Source organism: Dactylosporangium sp. NPDC049742 (assembly GCF_040674675.1).
GTDB classification, from domain to species: Bacteria; Actinomycetota; Actinomycetes; order Mycobacteriales; family Micromonosporaceae; genus Dactylosporangium; species Dactylosporangium maewongense.
Genome location: NZ_JBFANF010000036.1, coordinates 17196 through 33975 on the forward strand (window position 1 = coordinate 17196; position 16780 = coordinate 33975).

Here is a 16780-nt window from a genome sequence, read left to right on the forward strand (position 1 = left end):
GTCGCGCCGTGCTAGTCGCCGAACTCGTCGAACTCATCGAGCAGCGCTACCCGACCTCGTGGGCCGAAAGCTGGGACCGGGTCGGTCTCACCCTCGGTGAGCCGTCCGCGGAGGTCACCAGGGTCTTCCTCGCCGTGGACTGCGACCCCCGCACGGTCGAGGAGGCGGTCTCCGCCGGCGCGGACCTGATGTTCACCCACCACCCGCTGCTGCTGCGCGGCGTGTCCAGCGTCGCGCCCACCACGTACAAGGGCGCGATCGTCCACCGGATGATCAAGGCGGGCATCGCCCTGTACACCGCGCACACCAACGGCGACGTCGCCGCCCCCGGCGTGTCCGACGCGCTCGCCGCACGGCTCGGCCTCGCCGGCCTCCGGCCGCTGGTCCCGACCGCCGACGACCGCGGTCACGGGCGCGTCGGCGAGCTGCCATCTGCGATGGCACTGTCGGACCTGGCCGCGCTCGTGTCGTCGGCAGTGGGTGATGTACGGGTGGCAGGGGTCCCCACGGACACGGTCCGGACGGTTGCCGTGTCCGGGGGTGCGGGCGACGCGTTCCTGGCCGACGCGGCGCGGGCCGGCGTTGACGCATACTTGACTGCGGATCTGCGCCACCACCCGGCGCACGAGCACCTGGCCAACGGCGGCCCCGCGCTGCTGGACGTCTCGCACTGGGCGTCGGAGCGGCCGTGGCTCGACGACGTGGCGGCGTTCCTGCGGCAGGAAGCCGGCTTGCAGACCATCGTGTCCGATGTGGACACCTCACCGTGGACGTTCACCTTGGAGGACCGCAACCAGTGAAGGCCGACCCAGAGGCTCAGCGCCGCCTGCTCGACCTGCAGGCGATCGACATCGCGCTCACCCAGCTCGCGCACAAGCGCAAGTCGCTGCCCGAGCACGCGGAGCTCGACCGGCTGGCCCGCGAACTGTCCACGATGGAGGACGAGCGTGTCCGCGCCCAGGTCGCCGTCGACGACCTCGACCGCGACATCAGCCGCCTCGAGCGCGACGCCGAGCAGGTCCGCGCCCGCAAGGACAAGGACCAGTCGCGGCTCGACGCCGGCACCGGCCCCGCCCGCGAGCTGGAGGCCCTGCAGCACGAGATCGCCACGCTCAAGCGGCGCCAAGGCGAGCTGGAGGACGCCGAGCTGGAGCTGATGGAGCAGCGGGAGACCGCGCAGGCCGCCCTCGACGAGGTCGCCGGCCGGCTCACCGAGACCCGCTCCGTGCGGGCGGCCGCCGAGCAGCGCCGCGACGAGACCCTGGCCGGGATCGCCAAGGACGAGGAGTTCCGCCGCTCCGGCCGCAAGCCCCTCGCCGCGGACCTCCCCGCCGACCTCATCACCCTGTACGACAAGATCCGCGAGTCCAGCGGCGGCATCGGCGCCGCCATGCTCCGCCACGGCCGCTGCGAAGGCTGCCGCCTGGAGCTCGCCGGCGGCGACAAGGCCCGGGTCAAGGCCGCCGCCGCCGACGAGGTCGTCCGCTGCGAAGAATGCCGGCGCATCCTCGTCCGGACCGCGGAGTCCGGCCTGTGAAGGTCACGATCGAGGCCGACGGCGGGTCCAGGGGCAACCCCGGCCCCGCCGGCTACGGCGCGGTCGTCCGCTCCACCACCGGCGAGGTCCTCGCCGAACGCCTCGGCCGGCTCGGCGTCACCACCAACAACGTCGCCGAGTACACCGGCCTCATCGAGGGTCTCCGCGCCGCCACCGAGCTCGGCGCCGACGAGGTCGAGGTCCGCATGGACTCGAAGCTGGTCGTCGAGCAGATGTCGGGCCGCTGGCAGATCAAGCACCCCGGGCTGGTCCCCCTGGCGGCGGAGGCGGGGGACCTGGCCCGCTCGTTCCGCTCGGTCCGCTACTCGTGGATTCCCCGCGAGCGGAACAAGCACGCCGACCACCTGGCGAACGCCGCCATGGACGGCGCCTCCACCCCGCCCCCCGCTCCCGGCTCCGCCGCGGCTGCTGATTCCGCCGCCGCTTCTGGTTCGGCTGACGCTTCTGGTTCGGCTGACGCTTCTGGTTCCGCTGCTGCGGACGCCGCTCCGGTCGCGGGCCCCGACTCACCGGGCCGCGCGGCCGCTCGCGCCGTCGCCGCCGCCGCGAGCTCGTCTTCGTCTCGTGGCCCGTCGTCTGCCGCTGGCTCGTCTTCCGCGGACCTCTCTTCTTCCGAGGGCTCGTCTTCGGGTGCGGGATCGGCCGGTGCTGCCCGCTCGTCCGGTTCCTCCGGCACCCCAGCACAGACGTTGGTCAATACGTTGGACGTCGATGCCGGGCCGGCGGAGCCCGTGGCCCGGTCCTGGGCGCCGCCGTCGACCGGGTCGCCGTTGCGGATGCTGCTCGTCAGGCACGGCGAGACGCCGTACACCGCCGAGAAACGCTACTCGGGGCGCAGCGACATCCCGCTGTCCGACCGCGGGCGTGACCAGGCCGGTCGTGCCGCCGGCCGGATCCGGGACCTCGCCCCCGACCTCGCCGCCGTGGTCAGCTCGCCGCTGCGGCGGTGCCTGGAGACCGCGGCCGCCGTGCGTGGCCTCGTCGGCGACGTCGAGATCGTCACCGACCAGGACCTCGTCGAGTGCGACTTCGGCGAGTGGGACGGGCTGACGTTCGCCGAGGTGCGGGCCGCGTACCCGGCCGAGCTCGACCGCTGGCTCGCCTCACCCCTGGTCGCACCGCCCGGCGGGGAGTCGCTGCAGCAGGTCACCATCCGGGTGCGGCGGGCGGTCCGGCGGCTCCAGCAGCAGTACGCGGGGCAGCGGATCGCCGTCGTCAGCCACGTGACCCCGATCAAGTCGATGCTCCGCGACGCCCTCGCCGCCGGCGACGCGTTCATGTACCGCCTGTACCTCGACCCCGCCGGCCTCTCGATCGTCGACTCATGGCCTGACGGAGGGGTCGCCGTGCGTACCGTCAACGACACCGCACACCTGAGCTGACGCCGGGCCGCCTCATGGCGGGCGCCGCGGTGGCTCTGGCGCTGGCCGCGGCGTGGGGACTGGCGCTCGCCGACCGTGAGCGGCCCGCGCGTTGCCGGTGCGGATGGTCAGGTCAGCGCCCGGTACAGCAGGACCAGGCCGACGCCGGTGCCGAACGCCACGATCACCCACTTCAGCACCGCGGACGGGAGCCGCCGGGCGAGGCGGGCGCCCACGTAGCCGCCGAGCATCGCGGTCGGCGCCACCACCAGCACGTCCACCCACTCGACCGGCCCGAACAGCGCGAACACGCAGACCGTCACCAGGCCGGCGATCGCGGACACGACGTTCTTCAGCGCGCTGATCCTGGCCATCGACTGGTCGAGCACCAGACCGAGCGCCGCGACCAGCATGACGCCGAGCGCGGCGCCGAAGTAGCCGCCGTACAGCGAGCCGGCGAACACCATCGCGTGCAGGCTCAGCGTCCTGCGTGCCGGCGACATGTCCCGCGGGTTGCCGACCAGCTTGCGCAGCCGGTCCTGGAACGCCAGGGTGGTGGCCGCCGCCAGTACCAGGAACGGCACCACCAGGTCGAACGCCCTCGTCGGCGTGATCAGCAGCAGCACGCACCCGAGCGCCGCGGCCACCACCGACGTCGGCACGATACCCGCCACCGTCCGCCGCGGCAGCTCGCTGAGGTCCATCCGGCTGCCGTACACCGAGGCGACGTACCCCGGGAACACCGACACCGAGTTGGTCACGTTCGCCGCCACCGGGCTCAACCCCGTCGCGATCAGCGCCGGAAACGTGATCAGCGACCCGCCGCCGGCGATCGCGTTGACCGTGCCGGCGGCCAGCCCGGCCCCGGACAGGAGCGCGATGTCTGCAAGGTTCATGGTGCCGCCTACCATAGTCATCACGACGGACGAGTCGACCGGGCGGCCGCGTCGGCACCTTCACCGGTGCCGCCGAGGAACGTCCGGGCTCCACAGGGCAGGGTGGTTGTTAACGGCAACCCGGGGCGACCCGCGGGACAGTGCCACAGAGAACAGACCGCCCGGCCCCTCGGGGCCGGGTAAGGGTGAAACGGTGGGGTAAGAGCCCACCAGCGCCCCGGGTGACCGGGGCGGCTAGGTAAACCCCACCCGGAGCAAGGTCAGACGCAGGCGTTCGAGGGCGGCCCGCCCGAGCCTGCGGGTAGACCGCTAGAGCCTGCCGGCAACGGCAGGCCGAGATGGATGGCCGCCCCCGCCCCTCAGGGCGAGGACAGAACCCGGCGTACAGGTCGACTCGTCCGTCGCTGCGACAACCCCCACCGCTCCGCGGCGGGGCCCCGGCGGGGGTTCCCACCCGCACCCCCATGCGCCGCCGCGGTGGCGTACTGCCAGCGCGCTGAGCGCGCGGCAGGACCTGCGCGTCCCGCGCGCCATCGCCGCCGGTCCGTCCGGTCGCGTCCGTTGCTCCACTCCGTGCCGGTCTCGTCGCCGGCGTGGCCGCCACCGCGGCACCGACGCCCTTCGGTGCGGCATGACTGCGTCCGGTGTGCCCCGGTCGCCGGGGGCATCACACCCGACGCTCAGTTGACGGTTCGGATGGCGGCCGCGGCGATGAGGACGACGCCGACCGCGACGGCCGACCAGGCGACTGGCGGCACGGGACGACGACCGTACAGGCTCAGCGGCACCTAGAGAAAATGTCGGTCGGGGTGGAACCGGGGCGGGGGTTCGGGGGTGACAGGAGTATGGGCAGGTCCAGCAGTCGCGATGCGGTGTCTGATTTGTACGCGGCCAGCTACTCGAGGCTCGTCGGTGTGGTGGCGCTGGTCGCCGGGGGGAGGGCGGAGGCCGAGGAGTGCGTGCAGGAGGCGTTCGTGCGGCTGCTCGGGCGGTGGGAGCACGTGTCCCGGCTCGAGTCGCCGGAGGTGTGGGTGCGGACCGTGGCGATCAGGCTGGTGGCCAACCGGCGGCGGAACGCGCGGAGTGCCCTGCGGGCGCTGCTGCGGCACGGGCCGCCGGTGGACGCGTCGCCGCCGAGTGGGGACCGGGTGGATCTCACGGCGGCGCTGCGGCGGTTGCCGGTCGGGCAGCGGCAGGTGGTCGTCATGCATCACCTGCTCGGGTACGGCGTGGAGCAGACCGCGGAGCTGCTGGACGTCGCGCCCGGGACGGTGAAGTCGCGGTTGAGCCGGGCCCGGAGCGCGCTCGCGGGGCTGCTGAGAGAGGAGGCGTCGAATGTCTGAGCTCAGGGATCTGCTGGCGGCCGAGGCGAAGCGGCACGAGCCGGGGCAGGCGCCCGCGTTCGGCGAGGTGGTGCGGAAGCGGCGGAACCGGGACCGGCGGCACCTCGCCGTCGTGGGGGCGGTCGTGGCGGTGGCGCTGGGGGCGACCGCCGGACCGACGCTGTGGGGGCAGAAGCAGCAGCCGGCTACCGCGGCTCGAGCGGTCGTCACCGGAACGCTCCTGATGGTCGGCGGGCCGATACCAGGGTATTCGCGCGGCACCGCCGGGACGGTGTGGTTCGGCGCGGCTGACGGCACGACCACGAGCACCACCTCGGCGGCCGACGGGCGGTTCAGCATCAGGTTGACGCCGGGGCAGTACGTCGCGACCGGAGAGCCCGTGAACAGCGGCATGCCGTGGTGTCGCGCCGAGGAGCCCGTGGTCGTCCCGCCGGAGGGGCTGCACGACGTGCGGGTGCTGTGTCATATGCGCTGATGCGCCGCGGATACTGAGAGGACCGAAAATCAGCGGGGGAGTGGCGATGACAGCACAGGCGGCACGGAGCACCGAGCAGCGCGTGGCGGACACGGTACGGCGGCTGGAGGAGGACGTCGACGCGTGGGTGGCGACGGCGTCGGCGGACGGGGAGCCGTGCATGGTGCCGCTGTCGTTCCTGTGGGACGGGGCGACCCTGCTGTTCTCGACGGCCGTCAACAACCCGACGGCGCGCAACCTCCAGGCCAACGGCCGGGCCCGCGTCGGTGTGGGGCCGACGCGGGACGTGGTGCTCATCGAGTGTGCCGTGCAGACCGTGCCGGCCGGCGACCTGACGGACGGCACGAAGGACGCGTTCGCCGAGAAGACGGGCTTCCGGCCGGGGAAGGGCTACGTGTACTTCCGGATGACGCCGCTGTGGATCCAGGCCTGGCGCGAGGCCAACGAGCTGGCCGGCCGGGACCTGCCGGCGCTCACGCCACCGAGGTGAACGCCAGCATCTCCCACGGGCCCGCGCTCGCGCCGTTGGCGCGCAACATGTTGGCGGAGCTGCCGGTCAGGTCGACGCGGACGCTGACCCAGCCCTTCGTGGACTGGTTGCGCAGGTAGTAGACGCCGGCGTCGGACCAGACCTCGAAGACCTCCCAGACGCCCGGCCACTCGCCCCGCCCGCGCATCATGCCGCGGAGGTTGCCGCTGTACCCGTATTCGGCGGTCACGAGGTAGCCGGAGCTGGCCTGGATGTAGATGGTGTCGGTCCGGCCGTTGTAGGCGCAGAGGCGGAAGTGCTCCCACGTGCCCAGCGCGCCGGCCGTGGAGCGGGCCCGCAGCATGTTGTGGCTGCTGCCGGTGTACCCCTGCTCCTCCGAGACGTAGCGCGCCGTGCGGTAGCTGTAGATGTAGAACCGCTGGCAGATCGAGGCGCCCGGGATGCCGACCGGCCCGAGGGCGTTCGCCTGCGCCTCACCGCCGCCGAGGTCCAGCGAGGTGCGCGTCAACCCCTTCGTGGCGGGATCGTCCTCGGCGGCCGCGGGGGAGGCGCCAGGGCTGGGCGCGGCGTGCGCGGACGCCGGGACCAGCAACGCGAGCAGGACAACGGCAGCGGACAGCAACCCCCGGGCACGGCGCACAGCGACTCCAAGCGTGATGTAGTACGACCCCGCCGGACATGCTGGACGAACGCATCGATGAGTGTCAAGACCCGTCGAAAAGCTTCAGGGTTGCGGCGTGCAAAGTGGCGCTCCGTGCGAAAACCGACGCCCCGGGACCGGGTTCCGGCCTGCCGTCGAGGCCGCTGTACCGCCCGCCGGCCTCCCGCACGATCAGCGACGTCGCCGCGAAGTCCCAGATCTGCCCGCGGGTCTGCACGCACAGGTCGAGCCGCCCGTCGGCGACGAGCAGCGCCGCGTGCACCGGCCACGGCTCCTTGCGCGCCACGGCGGTCAGCGGCTCCAGCATCGCCCGCTCGGGCCGGAAGACGTAGTCGTCGGGGATGACGCCGAGCGTCGCACCCTCGGGCGTCTCGGCGCCGTCGGCGGCCACGCGCAGCCGCCGCGCGTCGTCGCCGCCGATGCCGCCCTGGAACGAGCCGCCGCCACGCGAGGCCCACCAGATGGTGCCCTGCGCCGGTACAGCGGCGACACCCGCGACGATCTCGCCGTCCTCCTCCAGAGCGACGAGCACGAGCCAGCGGTCGTCGCCGGCGACGAACATCGCGGTGCCGTCGATCGGGTCGATGATCCAGCGGCGGCCGCCGGTGCCGGTGAGCCCGCCCTCCTCGCCGAGGACCGCGTCGCCGGGGCGCTCCTCGGCCAGCACGGCCCGGATCGCGGCCTCGACGGCGCGGTCGGCCTCGGTGACGACGCTGCCGTCGGCCTTGATCTCCTTCGGCAGCCCGGCGAGGGCGGCGAAGTAGCGCATGCCGACCTCGGCCCCGGCGAGCGCGGCCCGCCGGGCGAGGAGGAGGTCGCTCACAGGCGCGCCAGGTCGACGAAGTACGTCGGGTACGTCTTCGACACGCAGCGCGGGTCGCGGATCTCGATGCCGGGCACGCGCAGGCCGAGCAGCGCCAGGCTCATCGCCATCCGGTGGTCGTCGTACGTGTGGAAGGCCGTCGGCGCGGGCGTCCCCGGGTTGACCGTGAAGCCGTCCTCGTCCTCGACCGCGTCGATGCCGGCGCGGCGCAGCTCGGTGACGATCGCGGCGATCCGGTCGGTCTCCTTCTTGCGGATGAAGCCGATGCCGCGCACGCGCGTGGGGGAGTCGGCGAACACCGCGACCGCCGCCAGGGTCTGCGCGGTGTCGGAGATGTCGGCCATGTCGACGTCGATGCCGTGCAGCGTGCCGGTGCCCGTGACGGTGACCCGGTCGGCGGTCCGCTCGACCCGCGCGCCCATCTGCTCCAGCAGGTCCGCGAAGCGCACGTCGCCCTGCAGGCTGCTGGTGCCGAGCCCCTCGACGGTGACCCGGCCGCCGGTGATCGCGGCGGCGGCGAGCACGTACGACGCGGCGCTCGCGTCGGGCTCGATCGCGTAGTCCGTCGCCCGGTACGCGCCCGGGCGTACGTGCAGGCCGTCGACGGTGACCCCGAACGCGGCCATGACGGCGGTGGTCGCCTCGACGTACGGCACGGAGACCAGCGGCGAGGTGAGCTCCACCGACAGGCCGTCGGACATCAGCGGCCCGGCCATCAGCAGCCCGGACAGGAACTGGCTCGACAGGTGGCCCGGCACCGCGACCTTCCCGCCGGCGACCGGCCCGGTCACCGCGATCGGCAGGAGCCCGGGCCCGGCCTCGGACAGGTCCTCCACCGTCGCGCCGAGCTCGCGCAGCGCGTCGGTCAGCGGCCCGAACGGCCGGGCCCGCAGCTGCGGCGCACCGTCCACGACGCTGCGCGCCGGGCGCAGCGCCGCCGCCGGCACCACGAACCTGCCGGTGGTGCCCGACTGGCGGGCGTCGATGCTCGCCGGGGTGGTCTGCGTGCGCGGGTCGACGCCGTCGACGACGACGGTGTGCGCGGCCTCGTCGATGGTCAGCGTCGCGCCGAGCGCCCGCACGGCGCCGAGCATCGCGTGCGTGTCGTCGGCGAACAGCACCCCCGTGAGCGTGCTGCGCCCCGGCGCGAGCGCCGCGCAGATCAGCGCCCGGTTGGTGATGCTCTTGGAGCCCGGCGGCCGCAGCGACACGTCGGGCGGCGTGGTCAGCGGCGTGATGGCAAGGACGTCCGGCAGGTCATCGGCATGGAGGCTCACCCCTCGATTGTCCCGCAGCCCGCCGCCGCCCCGCGGGGCAACCCCACCCGGCTAGCGTTTGCGCATCTCGTACGAGCCGTCGCCGGCCGGGTCCAGCGGCACCGTGTCGCCGAGCGTTCCGGCGGCGTCGGCGGAGACGCGCAGCCGCCCGGGCCCGGCGAGGTCGGCGAGGCGGGTCGCGGCGGCCACCACGGGCCCGGTCAGTCGCTCTTCGCCGTGCGGTGTTCCGCCGACGTGCAGGCCGAACCGGACCATCGTCATGGCGCGCGGGCGCAGGTAGCCGGCGACGTCCCGTACAGCGGCCGCGGCGTCGTCGTAGAGCACGAGGGCGTGCCCGTCGGCGGCGAGTGCGGGACGCCCGCCCGTCAGGGACTTCACGACGTCGCCCGGGGCGGCCGAGCCGCCGATCGCGAGGACCGCTGCGTTCGAGTTCACGGCACCGAGTATCGGGGCCCCGCGGCCCCGCGTCCACCGTGGACTGTTCGCCTCCTAACGATGGTGGGAGGATCGCCCGTCCGACTCGAATCTCGCTCCACCGAACGGCTCACCCTCGGGTGATCGTGACCACAGGCATCCGTGCTCATCGGTGCCTGTCGCGAGCCGTCCGCCGCCGCCGGCGCATTCCCGGAATCGTTGAAGCGCAAGGATTTCCGGCGACCTGATGGGTGGTTCGCGGCGACTTCCGGACCTTCTGCGGGCGTCCGCTCCCGGAGTCGGGCGGTTGCGTCTACTGTGGAATCCCAACCAGCTATTTGCCGGTTTCGGTGGCGCGTGTTTCATTTGCGGTGCACAGTGATGTCATGAGCAGCAGCGGTGCTGAGCGGTACTACTGGTGCCTTTCCCACCATCGGGTCGAGTCCGAGGCAGACATGTGCGCCGGAAGGGATCGACTCGGCCCCTATGATTCGGCGTCAGAAGCGCAGCGGGCGTTGGAAACAGTCCAGCAACGCAACGAGGCGTGGGACGCCGAAGACGAACGGTGGGAAGGCAAGCGCTAGCAACACGTCGGAGCCGAAGGCGACCGCGAACCGCCCCGGCATACGACTCCGGTCCGACCCGTCTCCATCCGCACAACCCAACCGCGAACATCCCGCAGGATGCGGGAGAACTCCTCCAGGAGGACCACGATGGCCGCAGCTAAGAAGGCCACCACGAGATCGGCCGCAACGAGCGCGGCCACGACGACTCCCGCAGCGGACGCTGCACTGACCGCGACCCCCGCCAGGGCCGCGAAGACCGTCGCCGCCGCCGCTCCCCGCCGGCGCTCGACCAGCTCGGCGGTGGCCCAGCCCACCGCCACCACCCCGGCAGCCACGTCCGAGGCGGCCACGACGGCGACTCCCGCCGCCGCGTCCCCGGCTTCGTCTTCGCCGAGGTCCACGAGGGCGGCGCGCCCCGCCGCCAAGCGGGCCACCGCGACGAAGACGACCCCGGCCGCTTCCAAGGCTACCGCCACCGGCACCGCCACCACGGCCACTGCCGCGAAGTCCCCGTCCACCAAGTCGACGACGGCGGCCACCCCGGCGGCGAAGCCGACGGCCACCACCGCGACGAAGGCAACGGGCGCCGCCACGGCGAAGACCCCGGCGGCGAAGGCGACGGGCGCCTCCGCGGCGAAGACCCCCGCCGCGAAGGCCGCGGGCACCACGACCGCGAAGACCCCGGCGGCCAAGTCGACGGGCGCTTCCACGGCGAAGACCCCGGCGGCAAGGTCGGCGGCGGCGAAGTCGGCCACCCCCGCGGCCAAGGCAGCGGGCACCACCGCGGCGAAGACCCCGGCGGCGAAGGCGACGGGCGCCTCCGCGGCGAAGACCCCCGCTGCGAAGGCCGCGGGCACCACGACCGCGAAGACCCCGGCGGCCAAGACGGCGGGCGCCTCCGCGGCGAAGACCCCGGCGGCGAAGGCCACGACCGGCCGGGCCACGAGGTCGGCGACCCCCGCCGCGAAGTCCACGGCGGCCAAGGCCACGACGGCCAAGGCCACCCCCGCCGCGAAGTCCACGGCGGCGAAGGCGACCACGGCGAAGGCCACCCCCGCCGCCAAGTCGACGGCGGCGAAGGCGACCACGGCGAAGGCCACCCCTGCCGCGAAGTCGACGGCGGCGAAGGCCACGACGGCGAAGGCCACCCCGGCGGCGAAGTCCACGGCGGCGAAGGCGACCACGGCGAAGGCGACTCCGGCAGCGAAGTCGACGGCGGCGAAGGCGACCACGGCGAAGGCCACCCCCGCGGCGAAGTCCACGGCGGCGAAGGCGACGACGGCGAAGGCGACTCCGGCGGCGAAGGCCACCACTGCCAAGACGGCAGCGGCCAAGGCGACCACGGCGAAGGCGGCTCCGGCCAAGACCGCGGCGGCCAAGGCCACGGCGAAGGCAGCTCCGGCGAAGACCGCTGCTGCGGCCAAGTCGGCCCCGGCCCCCGCCAAGGCAACCGTGAAGTCCACGGCGGCGAAGGCGGCCCCCGCGAAGACCGCCAAGGCCACCACCGCGAAGGCGGCTCCGGCGAAGGCTCCGGCCAAGTCGGCTGCGAAGGCCACCGCTGCCAAGACGGCAGCGGCCAAGGCCACGGCGGCGAAGGCGGCTCCGGCCAAGACCGCGGCGGCCAAGGCCACGGCGAAGGCGGCTCCGGCGAAGGCGGGTGCGGCCAAGGCGGCGCCCGCGGCCACGAAGGCCGCGGCGAGCAAGGCCACCGCCGCGAAGGCGACCGCTGCGAAGTCGCCGGCCGCCAAGGCCACGGCGAAGGCGGCCCCCGCGAAGGCCGCGAAGGCGACCACCGCCAAGGCGACCACCGCGAAGGCGGCTCCGGCGAAGGCCCCGGCCAAGTCGGCGGCCAAGGCGACCGCTGCGAAGACCACGGCGGCGAAGGCGGCCCCGGCGAAGACCGCCAAGGCCACCACCGCGAAGGCCACCGCCGCCAAGGCGACGACTGCGAAGGCAGCTCCGGCCAAGTCGGCTGCGAAGGCCACCGCCGCCAAGTCCACGGCGGCTAAGGCCACCGCGGCGAAGAGCACGGCGAAGGCGGCTCCGGCGAAGGCGGGTGCGGCCAAGGCGGCGCCCGCGGCCACGAAGGCCGCGGCGAGCAAGGCCACCACCGCGAAGGCGACCGCTGCCAAGGCGACCGCTGCGAAGTCGACGGCCGCCAAGGCCACGGCGAAGGCGGCCCCCGCGAAGGCCGCGAAGGCGACCACCGCGAAGGCCGCGAAGGCGACCACCGCGAAGGCGGCTCCGGCGAAGGCTCCGGCCAAGTCGGCGGCCAAGGCCACCGCTGCGAAGACCGCGGCGGCGAAGGCCACGACGGCGAAGGCGGCCCCGGCGAAGGCCGGAGCGGCCAAGACGGCGCCCGCGGCGGCCGCGAAGACGACCGCTGCCAAGGCCACCGGCGCCAAGTCGACGGCTGCGAAGGCGACCGCGGCCAAGGCGGCGCCGAGCAAGGCCGCGGCGAAGGCGGCTCCGGCCAAGACGGCGGCGGCCCCGGCGAAGGCTGCTGCCAAGGCGACCACCGCCAAATCGACGGCTGCCAAGGCGACCACCGCCAAGGCGACCCCGGCCGCGAAGACCGCCCCGGCGAAGGCCGCGAAGTCGACCGCCGCGAAGTCAACCGCCGTGAAGTCGACGGCTGCGAAGTCGACGGCCGCCAAGGCGACCGGCGCCAAGGCGACCCCGGCGAAGGCGGCCGCTGCCACGGGCACGGCGGCGGCGACCGAGACGGCGGCGACGCCCGCCACCGCCACGGCCCCCGCGGCCAAGGCCACCGCGAAGGCGACCGCTGCCAAGGCGGCGCCGAGCAAGGCCACGGCGAAGGCGGCCCCGGCGAAGACGGCCAAGGCAGCCCCGGCGAAGACCGCCAAGGCCGCCCCGGCCAAGGCGGCGAAGTCGGCCGCGGCCAAGGCCACCCCGGCCCCGGCCGAGACCGCACCGGCAGCGGCCGAGACCGCACCGGCAGCGGCCGAGACCGCACCGGCAGCGACCGAGACCGCGTCGGCAGCGACCGAGGCGACCCCGGCGGCGGCGACCGAGGCGACGGCGGCCGAGGCGACGGCCCCGGCCGCGACCGAGTCGGCGGCGACCGAGACGGCGGCGGCGCCGGCCGCGGCCAAGGCGGCCCCCGCGAAGGCGGCCAAGGCCACCAAGGCCGCGCCGCGCAAGACCACGGCCAGCAAGGCCGCGCCGGCCAAGGCCGCCAAGGCCGCGCCGAGCAAGGCGGCCAAGTCCGCGGCGGCGAAGAAGGCGGCCCCGGAGGCTTCCGCGGCCTCCGAGTCGCCGGCTCCGGCCGCCAGCGCGCCGGCCCCCGCGGAGGCGGCGACCCCGCCGGCCGTCGTGTCCGAGGGTGGGCTCGACGCGGGCAGCGCCGGTGACGTCGAGGGTGCCGCGATGGTGCCCGCCGGTGGTGCCGCCACCGAGGCGATCCCCGGCCGCGAGAACGGCAACAACGTCGAAGAGGCCGCGAGCATGACGCCCGAGGACTGGGCGAGCCTCGCCCGCCCGTAACGGCGGACAGCGACAACCACACGCAGCGCCACGGTCCGGAACGAGGGGCCGTGGCGCTGCCGTGTGACGGGGTGCCGGTGGTAAGACTGTGCCGTGGCCTTACGACGTATCCGAGCCGCCCGCATCGACTTCTCCGGGCTGCGCCGAGAGCTCGACCTGCCCACCGGCTTCCCCGACGCCGCCGACCGGGAGGCGGAAGCCGCCGCCAAGGACCCGCACGACGACCGCGAGGACCGCACGGCGCTCGAGTTCGTGACGATCGACCCGCCGACGTCCAAGGACCTCGACCAGGCGCTGCTGCTGCAGCGGCGCGACGGCGGCTACCGGGTGTATTACGCCATCGCCGACGTCGCCGCGTTCACCGGCAACGCGCCCGCGATCGAGCAGGAGAGCTGGCGGCGGGGGCAGACGGTGTACCTGCCGGACGGCAAGGTCCCGCTGCACCCGGCGGTGCTCAGCGAGGGCGCCGCCAGCCTGCTGCCGGACCAGGACCGGCCGGCCGTGCTGTGGACGATCGACATCGACCAGAGCGGCACCACCACGGCGGTCGACGTGCGCAGGGCGACGGTCCGCAGCCGGGCGAAGCTCAGCTACGAGCAGGTCCAGCGCGACGTCGACGCCGGCCAGGCCCACGCGTCGATCAGTCTCCTGCCGGAGATCGGCCGGCTCCTCACCGGCAACGGACTGCGGCGCGGCGCGATCAACCTGCCGATGCCCGAGCAGGAGATCGAGCCCGACGGCGACGGCTGGCGGCTCGCCATCCGCGGGCCGGTGCCGGTCGAGGAGTACAACGCGCAGATCTCGCTGCTGACGGGCATGGCCGCCGCGCAGATCATGCTCGAGCACGGCATCGGGCTGCTGCGCACGATGCCGCCGCCGGAGGAGGAGGCGGTGCGCAGGCTGCGGCTGGCGGCGAAGGCGCTGCGGCTCGACTGGCCCGACGGACAGGGGCCGGGCGAGGTGATCGCGGCGCTCGACCCGATGGACCCGCGGGCGGCGGCGCTCATCGACCAGGCCGCGGAGATGATGCGCGGCGCCGGCTACACCCCGTTCGACGGCGAGCGGCCGGAGCAGCCGCTGCACGGTGCCGTCGCCGCCCCGTACGCCCACGTCACCGCGCCGCTGCGGCGCCTCGCCGACCGGTACGTCACCGAGGTCTGCCTGGCCCTGCACCACGGCACCGAGGTGCCGGGGTGGGCGCGCGAGGCGCTGCCGCGGCTGCCGGAGGTCATGAGCCGCACCGACCGGGTCGCCAACGCCGCCGAGCGGGGCGCGATCGACCTGGTCGAGGCCGTCGTGCTGGAGCACCGCATCGGCGAGGAGTTCGACGCGGCGGTGCTGGACGTCGAGAAGCACCGGGCGGACATCGCCCTCGACGAGCCGGCGGTCCGGGCCCGCTGCGAGGGCGACGGGCTGCCGCTGGGGGAGCGGATCCGGGTAATCCTCACAGCTGCGGACCCCGCCAGCCGCAAGGTGCTCTTCAGCACGGTAAGACTTGAGTCATGACCTACGACCAGATCGAACTGCCCGACGTCTCGGCGTTGCGGGTCGGCATCATCGGTGGCACCGGCCCGCAGGGGCGCGGTCTCGCGTACCGGTTCGCCAGGGCGGGCCTGCGGGTCGTCCTCGGGTCGCGTTCCACGGAGCGCGGGGCGCAGGCCGCCGAGGACCTCAACGCGCTGCCGGGCGTCCAGCAGCCGGCGGAGGGCGGCGACAACGCCTTCGCCTGCCAGGCCGACGTCGTGGTCATCGCGGTGCCGTGGGAGGGCCACGCGGCGACGGTCGCGGAGCTGGCGCCGCACCTGACCGGCGGCAAGATCGTGGTCGACTGCGTCAACCCGCTCGGGTTCGACAAGCAGGGGCCGTTCTCGCTGCCGGTGGCCGAGGGCAGCGCCGCCGAGCAGGCCGCGACGCTGCTGCCGGAGGCGCGGGTGTGCGCCGCGTTCCACCACGTCAGCGCCGCGCTGCTGACCGACCCGGAGATCGAGAAGATCGACCTGGACGTGCTCGTCCTCGGCGACGACCGCGACGCGGCGCTGCAGGTGCAGGCCATCGCCGGGAAGGTCGACGGCATGCGGGGCGTGTTCGCGGGCCGGCTGCGCAACGCGGGGCAGGTCGAGGCGCTCACGGCCAACCTGATCGCGATCAACAAGCGGTACAAGGTCCACGCCGGTGTGCGGGTGACGGACCTGTGAGCACCTTCGACCCGTGGTCGCCGGCGTTCGTCGCGCACCCCTACGACGGGTACCGGCGGCTGCGGGAACAGGACCCGGTCAGCTGGTTCGAGCCGAGCGGCCAGTTCCTCGTGTCGCGGCACGAGGACGTCAACGCGCTGCTGCGGGACCGCCGGCTCGGCCGCACCTACCTGCACGTGGCCACGCACGAGGAGATGGGGCGCACGCCGCCGCCGCCGCAGGACGAGCCGTTCTGGACGCTCAACAACAACGGCATGCTCGACCGCGAGCCCCCCGACCACACCCGGCTGCGGCGGCTCGTGTCGCAGGCGTTCACGCCGCGGCGGGTCGAGGCGCTGCGCCCCGTGGTGCAGCGGCTCGCCGACGGCCTCGTCGACGCGTTCGTCGCCAAGGGCGGCGGCGACCTGATCGCGGAGGTCGCCGAGCCGCTCCCGGTGACCGTCATCGCCGAACTGCTCGGCATCCCCGAGCCGGACCGGCACCTGCTGCGCCCCTGGTCGGCGGCGATCTGCGGGATGTACGAGCTGAATCCGCCACGGGAGACGGCGGCCGCGGCGGTCCGCGCCGCGGAGGAGTTCTCCGACTACCTGCGCGGCCTGGCCCGGCACCGCGCCGGCGACCCGCAGGACGACCTGATCAGCGCCCTCACCGCGGTCGAGGGCCTCAGCGAGGACGAGCTCATCGGCACCTGCGTGCTGCTGCTCAACGCCGGGCACGAGGCGACCGTCAACGTGACGGGCAACGGCTGGTGGGCCCTGTTCCGCAACCCGGATCAGCTGCGGAAACTCCGGGCGGATCCGGCGCTGCTACCGACGGCGATCGAAGAGCTGATGCGCTACGACACGCCGCTGCAGATGTTCGAGCGGTGGGTGCTCGAGGACATCGAGGTGCGCGGGCACACCATCCGCAAGGGCCAGGAGGTGGCGCTGCTGTTCGGCTCGGCGAACCACGACCCGGCCGTGTTCACCGACCCGGAGCGCCTGGACATCGAGCGCCGCGACAACCCGCACATCTCCTTCGGCGCCGGCATCCACTACTGCCTCGGCGCGCCGCTCGCGCGGATCGAGCTCGCCGCGTCGTTCGGCGCGCTGCTGGCGAAGGCCCCCGGCCTGCGGCTGGACCGGGAGCCGCAGTGGAAGCCCGGATTCGTGATCAGAGGCCTGGAGAAGCTCGAGGTCTCCCTGTAGGGCAGCCCGACCAGCCGGCGCAGATGT

Annotated in this window: 16 protein-coding genes and 1 other RNA gene; 11 read left to right on the plus strand and 6 right to left on the minus strand. The window is 74.1% G+C overall.

The features are described 5' to 3' along the window. The first annotated feature begins 8 nt into the window (after positions 1 to 8). The 3 genes from AB0J72_RS35190 to AB0J72_RS35200 are packed head-to-tail and all read left to right on the plus strand — an operon-like array spanning position 9 to position 2940. Positions 9 to 800 (plus strand): Nif3-like dinuclear metal center hexameric protein, encoded by a 792-nt coding sequence (locus AB0J72_RS35190; protein ID WP_344506193.1) that lies wholly within the window; start codon positions 9 to 11, stop codon positions 798 to 800. Continuing rightward, on the plus strand, positions 797 to 1537 hold the full coding sequence (locus tag AB0J72_RS35195; RefSeq protein WP_363406421.1) for a C4-type zinc ribbon domain-containing protein: 741 nt from the start codon (positions 797 to 799) through the stop codon (positions 1535 to 1537). Before AB0J72_RS35190 ends, AB0J72_RS35195 begins: the two co-directional genes overlap by 4 nt. Then, positions 1534 to 2940 carry a bifunctional RNase H/acid phosphatase gene (locus tag AB0J72_RS35200; RefSeq protein ID WP_363406424.1) on the plus strand — a complete coding sequence of 469 codons (1407 nt, stop codon included), beginning with the start codon at positions 1534 to 1536 and terminating at the stop codon, positions 2938 to 2940. The genes AB0J72_RS35195 and AB0J72_RS35200 overlap by 4 nt, the downstream gene beginning before the upstream one ends. Positions 2941 to 3047: 107 nt before the next feature. On the opposite strand, the gene AB0J72_RS35205 is transcribed toward AB0J72_RS35200, so the two are convergent. After that, positions 3048 to 3815 (minus strand): sulfite exporter TauE/SafE family protein, encoded by a 768-nt coding sequence (locus AB0J72_RS35205; RefSeq protein WP_363406427.1) that lies wholly within the window; start codon positions 3813 to 3815, stop codon positions 3048 to 3050. Positions 3816 to 3845: 30 nt separating this feature from the next. Here AB0J72_RS35205 and rnpB point away from each other — a divergent pair. From rnpB to AB0J72_RS35225, 4 genes are all read left to right on the plus strand, one after another. Next, an RNA gene (gene rnpB / locus AB0J72_RS35210) (RNase P RNA component class A) lies at positions 3846 to 4216 on the plus strand. A gap of 471 nt (positions 4217 to 4687) precedes the next feature. Then, complete coding sequence (locus AB0J72_RS35215; RefSeq protein ID WP_363406429.1) at positions 4688 to 5158, plus strand: sigma-70 family RNA polymerase sigma factor; 471 nt, start codon at positions 4688 to 4690, stop codon at positions 5156 to 5158. Then, positions 5151 to 5633 (plus strand): hypothetical protein, encoded by a 483-nt coding sequence (locus tag AB0J72_RS35220; protein WP_363406432.1) that lies wholly within the window; start codon positions 5151 to 5153, stop codon positions 5631 to 5633. Before AB0J72_RS35215 ends, AB0J72_RS35220 begins: the two co-directional genes overlap by 8 nt. A gap of 46 nt (positions 5634 to 5679) precedes the next feature. Continuing rightward, a complete protein-coding gene (locus tag AB0J72_RS35225) occupies positions 5680 to 6123 on the plus strand; it encodes a pyridoxamine 5'-phosphate oxidase family protein (protein ID WP_363406435.1) in 444 nt (147 codons plus the stop codon). Here AB0J72_RS35225 and AB0J72_RS35230 read toward each other — a convergent pair. The 5 genes from AB0J72_RS35230 to AB0J72_RS35250 form a co-directional block, all read right to left on the minus strand. After that, complete coding sequence (locus tag AB0J72_RS35230; protein WP_363406438.1) at positions 6107 to 6763, minus strand: hypothetical protein; 657 nt, start codon at positions 6761 to 6763, stop codon at positions 6107 to 6109. The two genes, AB0J72_RS35225 and AB0J72_RS35230, sit on opposite strands and share 17 nt — an antisense overlap. Positions 6764 to 6827: 64 nt before the next feature. Continuing rightward, positions 6828 to 7607, minus strand: a complete 780-nt coding sequence (locus AB0J72_RS35235; RefSeq protein ID WP_363406441.1) for an inositol monophosphatase family protein — start codon at positions 7605 to 7607, stop codon at positions 6828 to 6830. Next, the gene (aroA, locus tag AB0J72_RS35240; protein ID WP_363406444.1) at positions 7604 to 8884 is read right to left on the minus strand and encodes a 3-phosphoshikimate 1-carboxyvinyltransferase; all 1281 of its coding nucleotides are present in this window, start codon (positions 8882 to 8884) and stop codon (positions 7604 to 7606) included. Before aroA ends, AB0J72_RS35235 begins: the two co-directional genes overlap by 4 nt. A 51-nt stretch (positions 8885 to 8935) precedes the next feature. Next, entirely contained in the window at positions 8936 to 9319 is a 384-nt protein-coding gene (locus AB0J72_RS35245; RefSeq protein ID WP_363406447.1) for a hypothetical protein, read from the minus strand. A 559-nt stretch (positions 9320 to 9878) separates the two neighbouring features. After that, entirely contained in the window at positions 9879 to 12521 is a 2643-nt protein-coding gene (locus tag AB0J72_RS35250; protein ID WP_363406450.1) for a hypothetical protein, read from the minus strand. Here AB0J72_RS35250 and AB0J72_RS35255 point away from each other — a divergent pair. The 4 genes from AB0J72_RS35255 (at position 12487) to AB0J72_RS35270 (ending at position 16753) form a co-directional block, all read left to right on the plus strand. Beyond that, positions 12487 to 13371 (plus strand): hypothetical protein, encoded by an 885-nt coding sequence (locus tag AB0J72_RS35255; RefSeq protein WP_363406453.1) that lies wholly within the window; start codon positions 12487 to 12489, stop codon positions 13369 to 13371. The two genes, AB0J72_RS35250 and AB0J72_RS35255, sit on opposite strands and share 35 nt — an antisense overlap. 93 nt (positions 13372 to 13464) lie before the next feature. Then, complete coding sequence (locus AB0J72_RS35260; protein WP_363406456.1) at positions 13465 to 14877, plus strand: RNB domain-containing ribonuclease; 1413 nt, start codon at positions 13465 to 13467, stop codon at positions 14875 to 14877. Next, entirely contained in the window at positions 14874 to 15566 is a 693-nt protein-coding gene (npdG, locus tag AB0J72_RS35265) for an NADPH-dependent F420 reductase (RefSeq protein WP_354891426.1), read from the plus strand. The genes AB0J72_RS35260 and npdG overlap by 4 nt, the downstream gene beginning before the upstream one ends. Beyond that, complete coding sequence (locus tag AB0J72_RS35270; protein ID WP_363406460.1) at positions 15563 to 16753, plus strand: cytochrome P450; 1191 nt, start codon at positions 15563 to 15565, stop codon at positions 16751 to 16753. The genes npdG and AB0J72_RS35270 overlap by 4 nt, the downstream gene beginning before the upstream one ends. Positions 16754 to 16780 lie beyond the last annotated feature (27 nt).

Excerpts from the sequence above, each read along its gene's own strand:
- npdG (WP_354891426.1), top strand. The coding sequence starts at position 14,874 with ATGACCTACGACCAGATCGAACTGCCCGACGTCTCGGCGTTGCGGGTC.
- AB0J72_RS35205 (WP_363406427.1), bottom strand. The coding sequence starts at position 3,815 with ATGAACCTTGCAGACATCGCGCTCCTGTCCGGGGCCGGGCTGGCCGCC.
- AB0J72_RS35220 (WP_363406432.1), top strand. The coding sequence starts at position 5,151 with ATGTCTGAGCTCAGGGATCTGCTGGCGGCCGAGGCGAAGCGGCACGAG.
- AB0J72_RS35225 (WP_363406435.1), top strand. The coding sequence starts at position 5,680 with ATGACAGCACAGGCGGCACGGAGCACCGAGCAGCGCGTGGCGGACACG.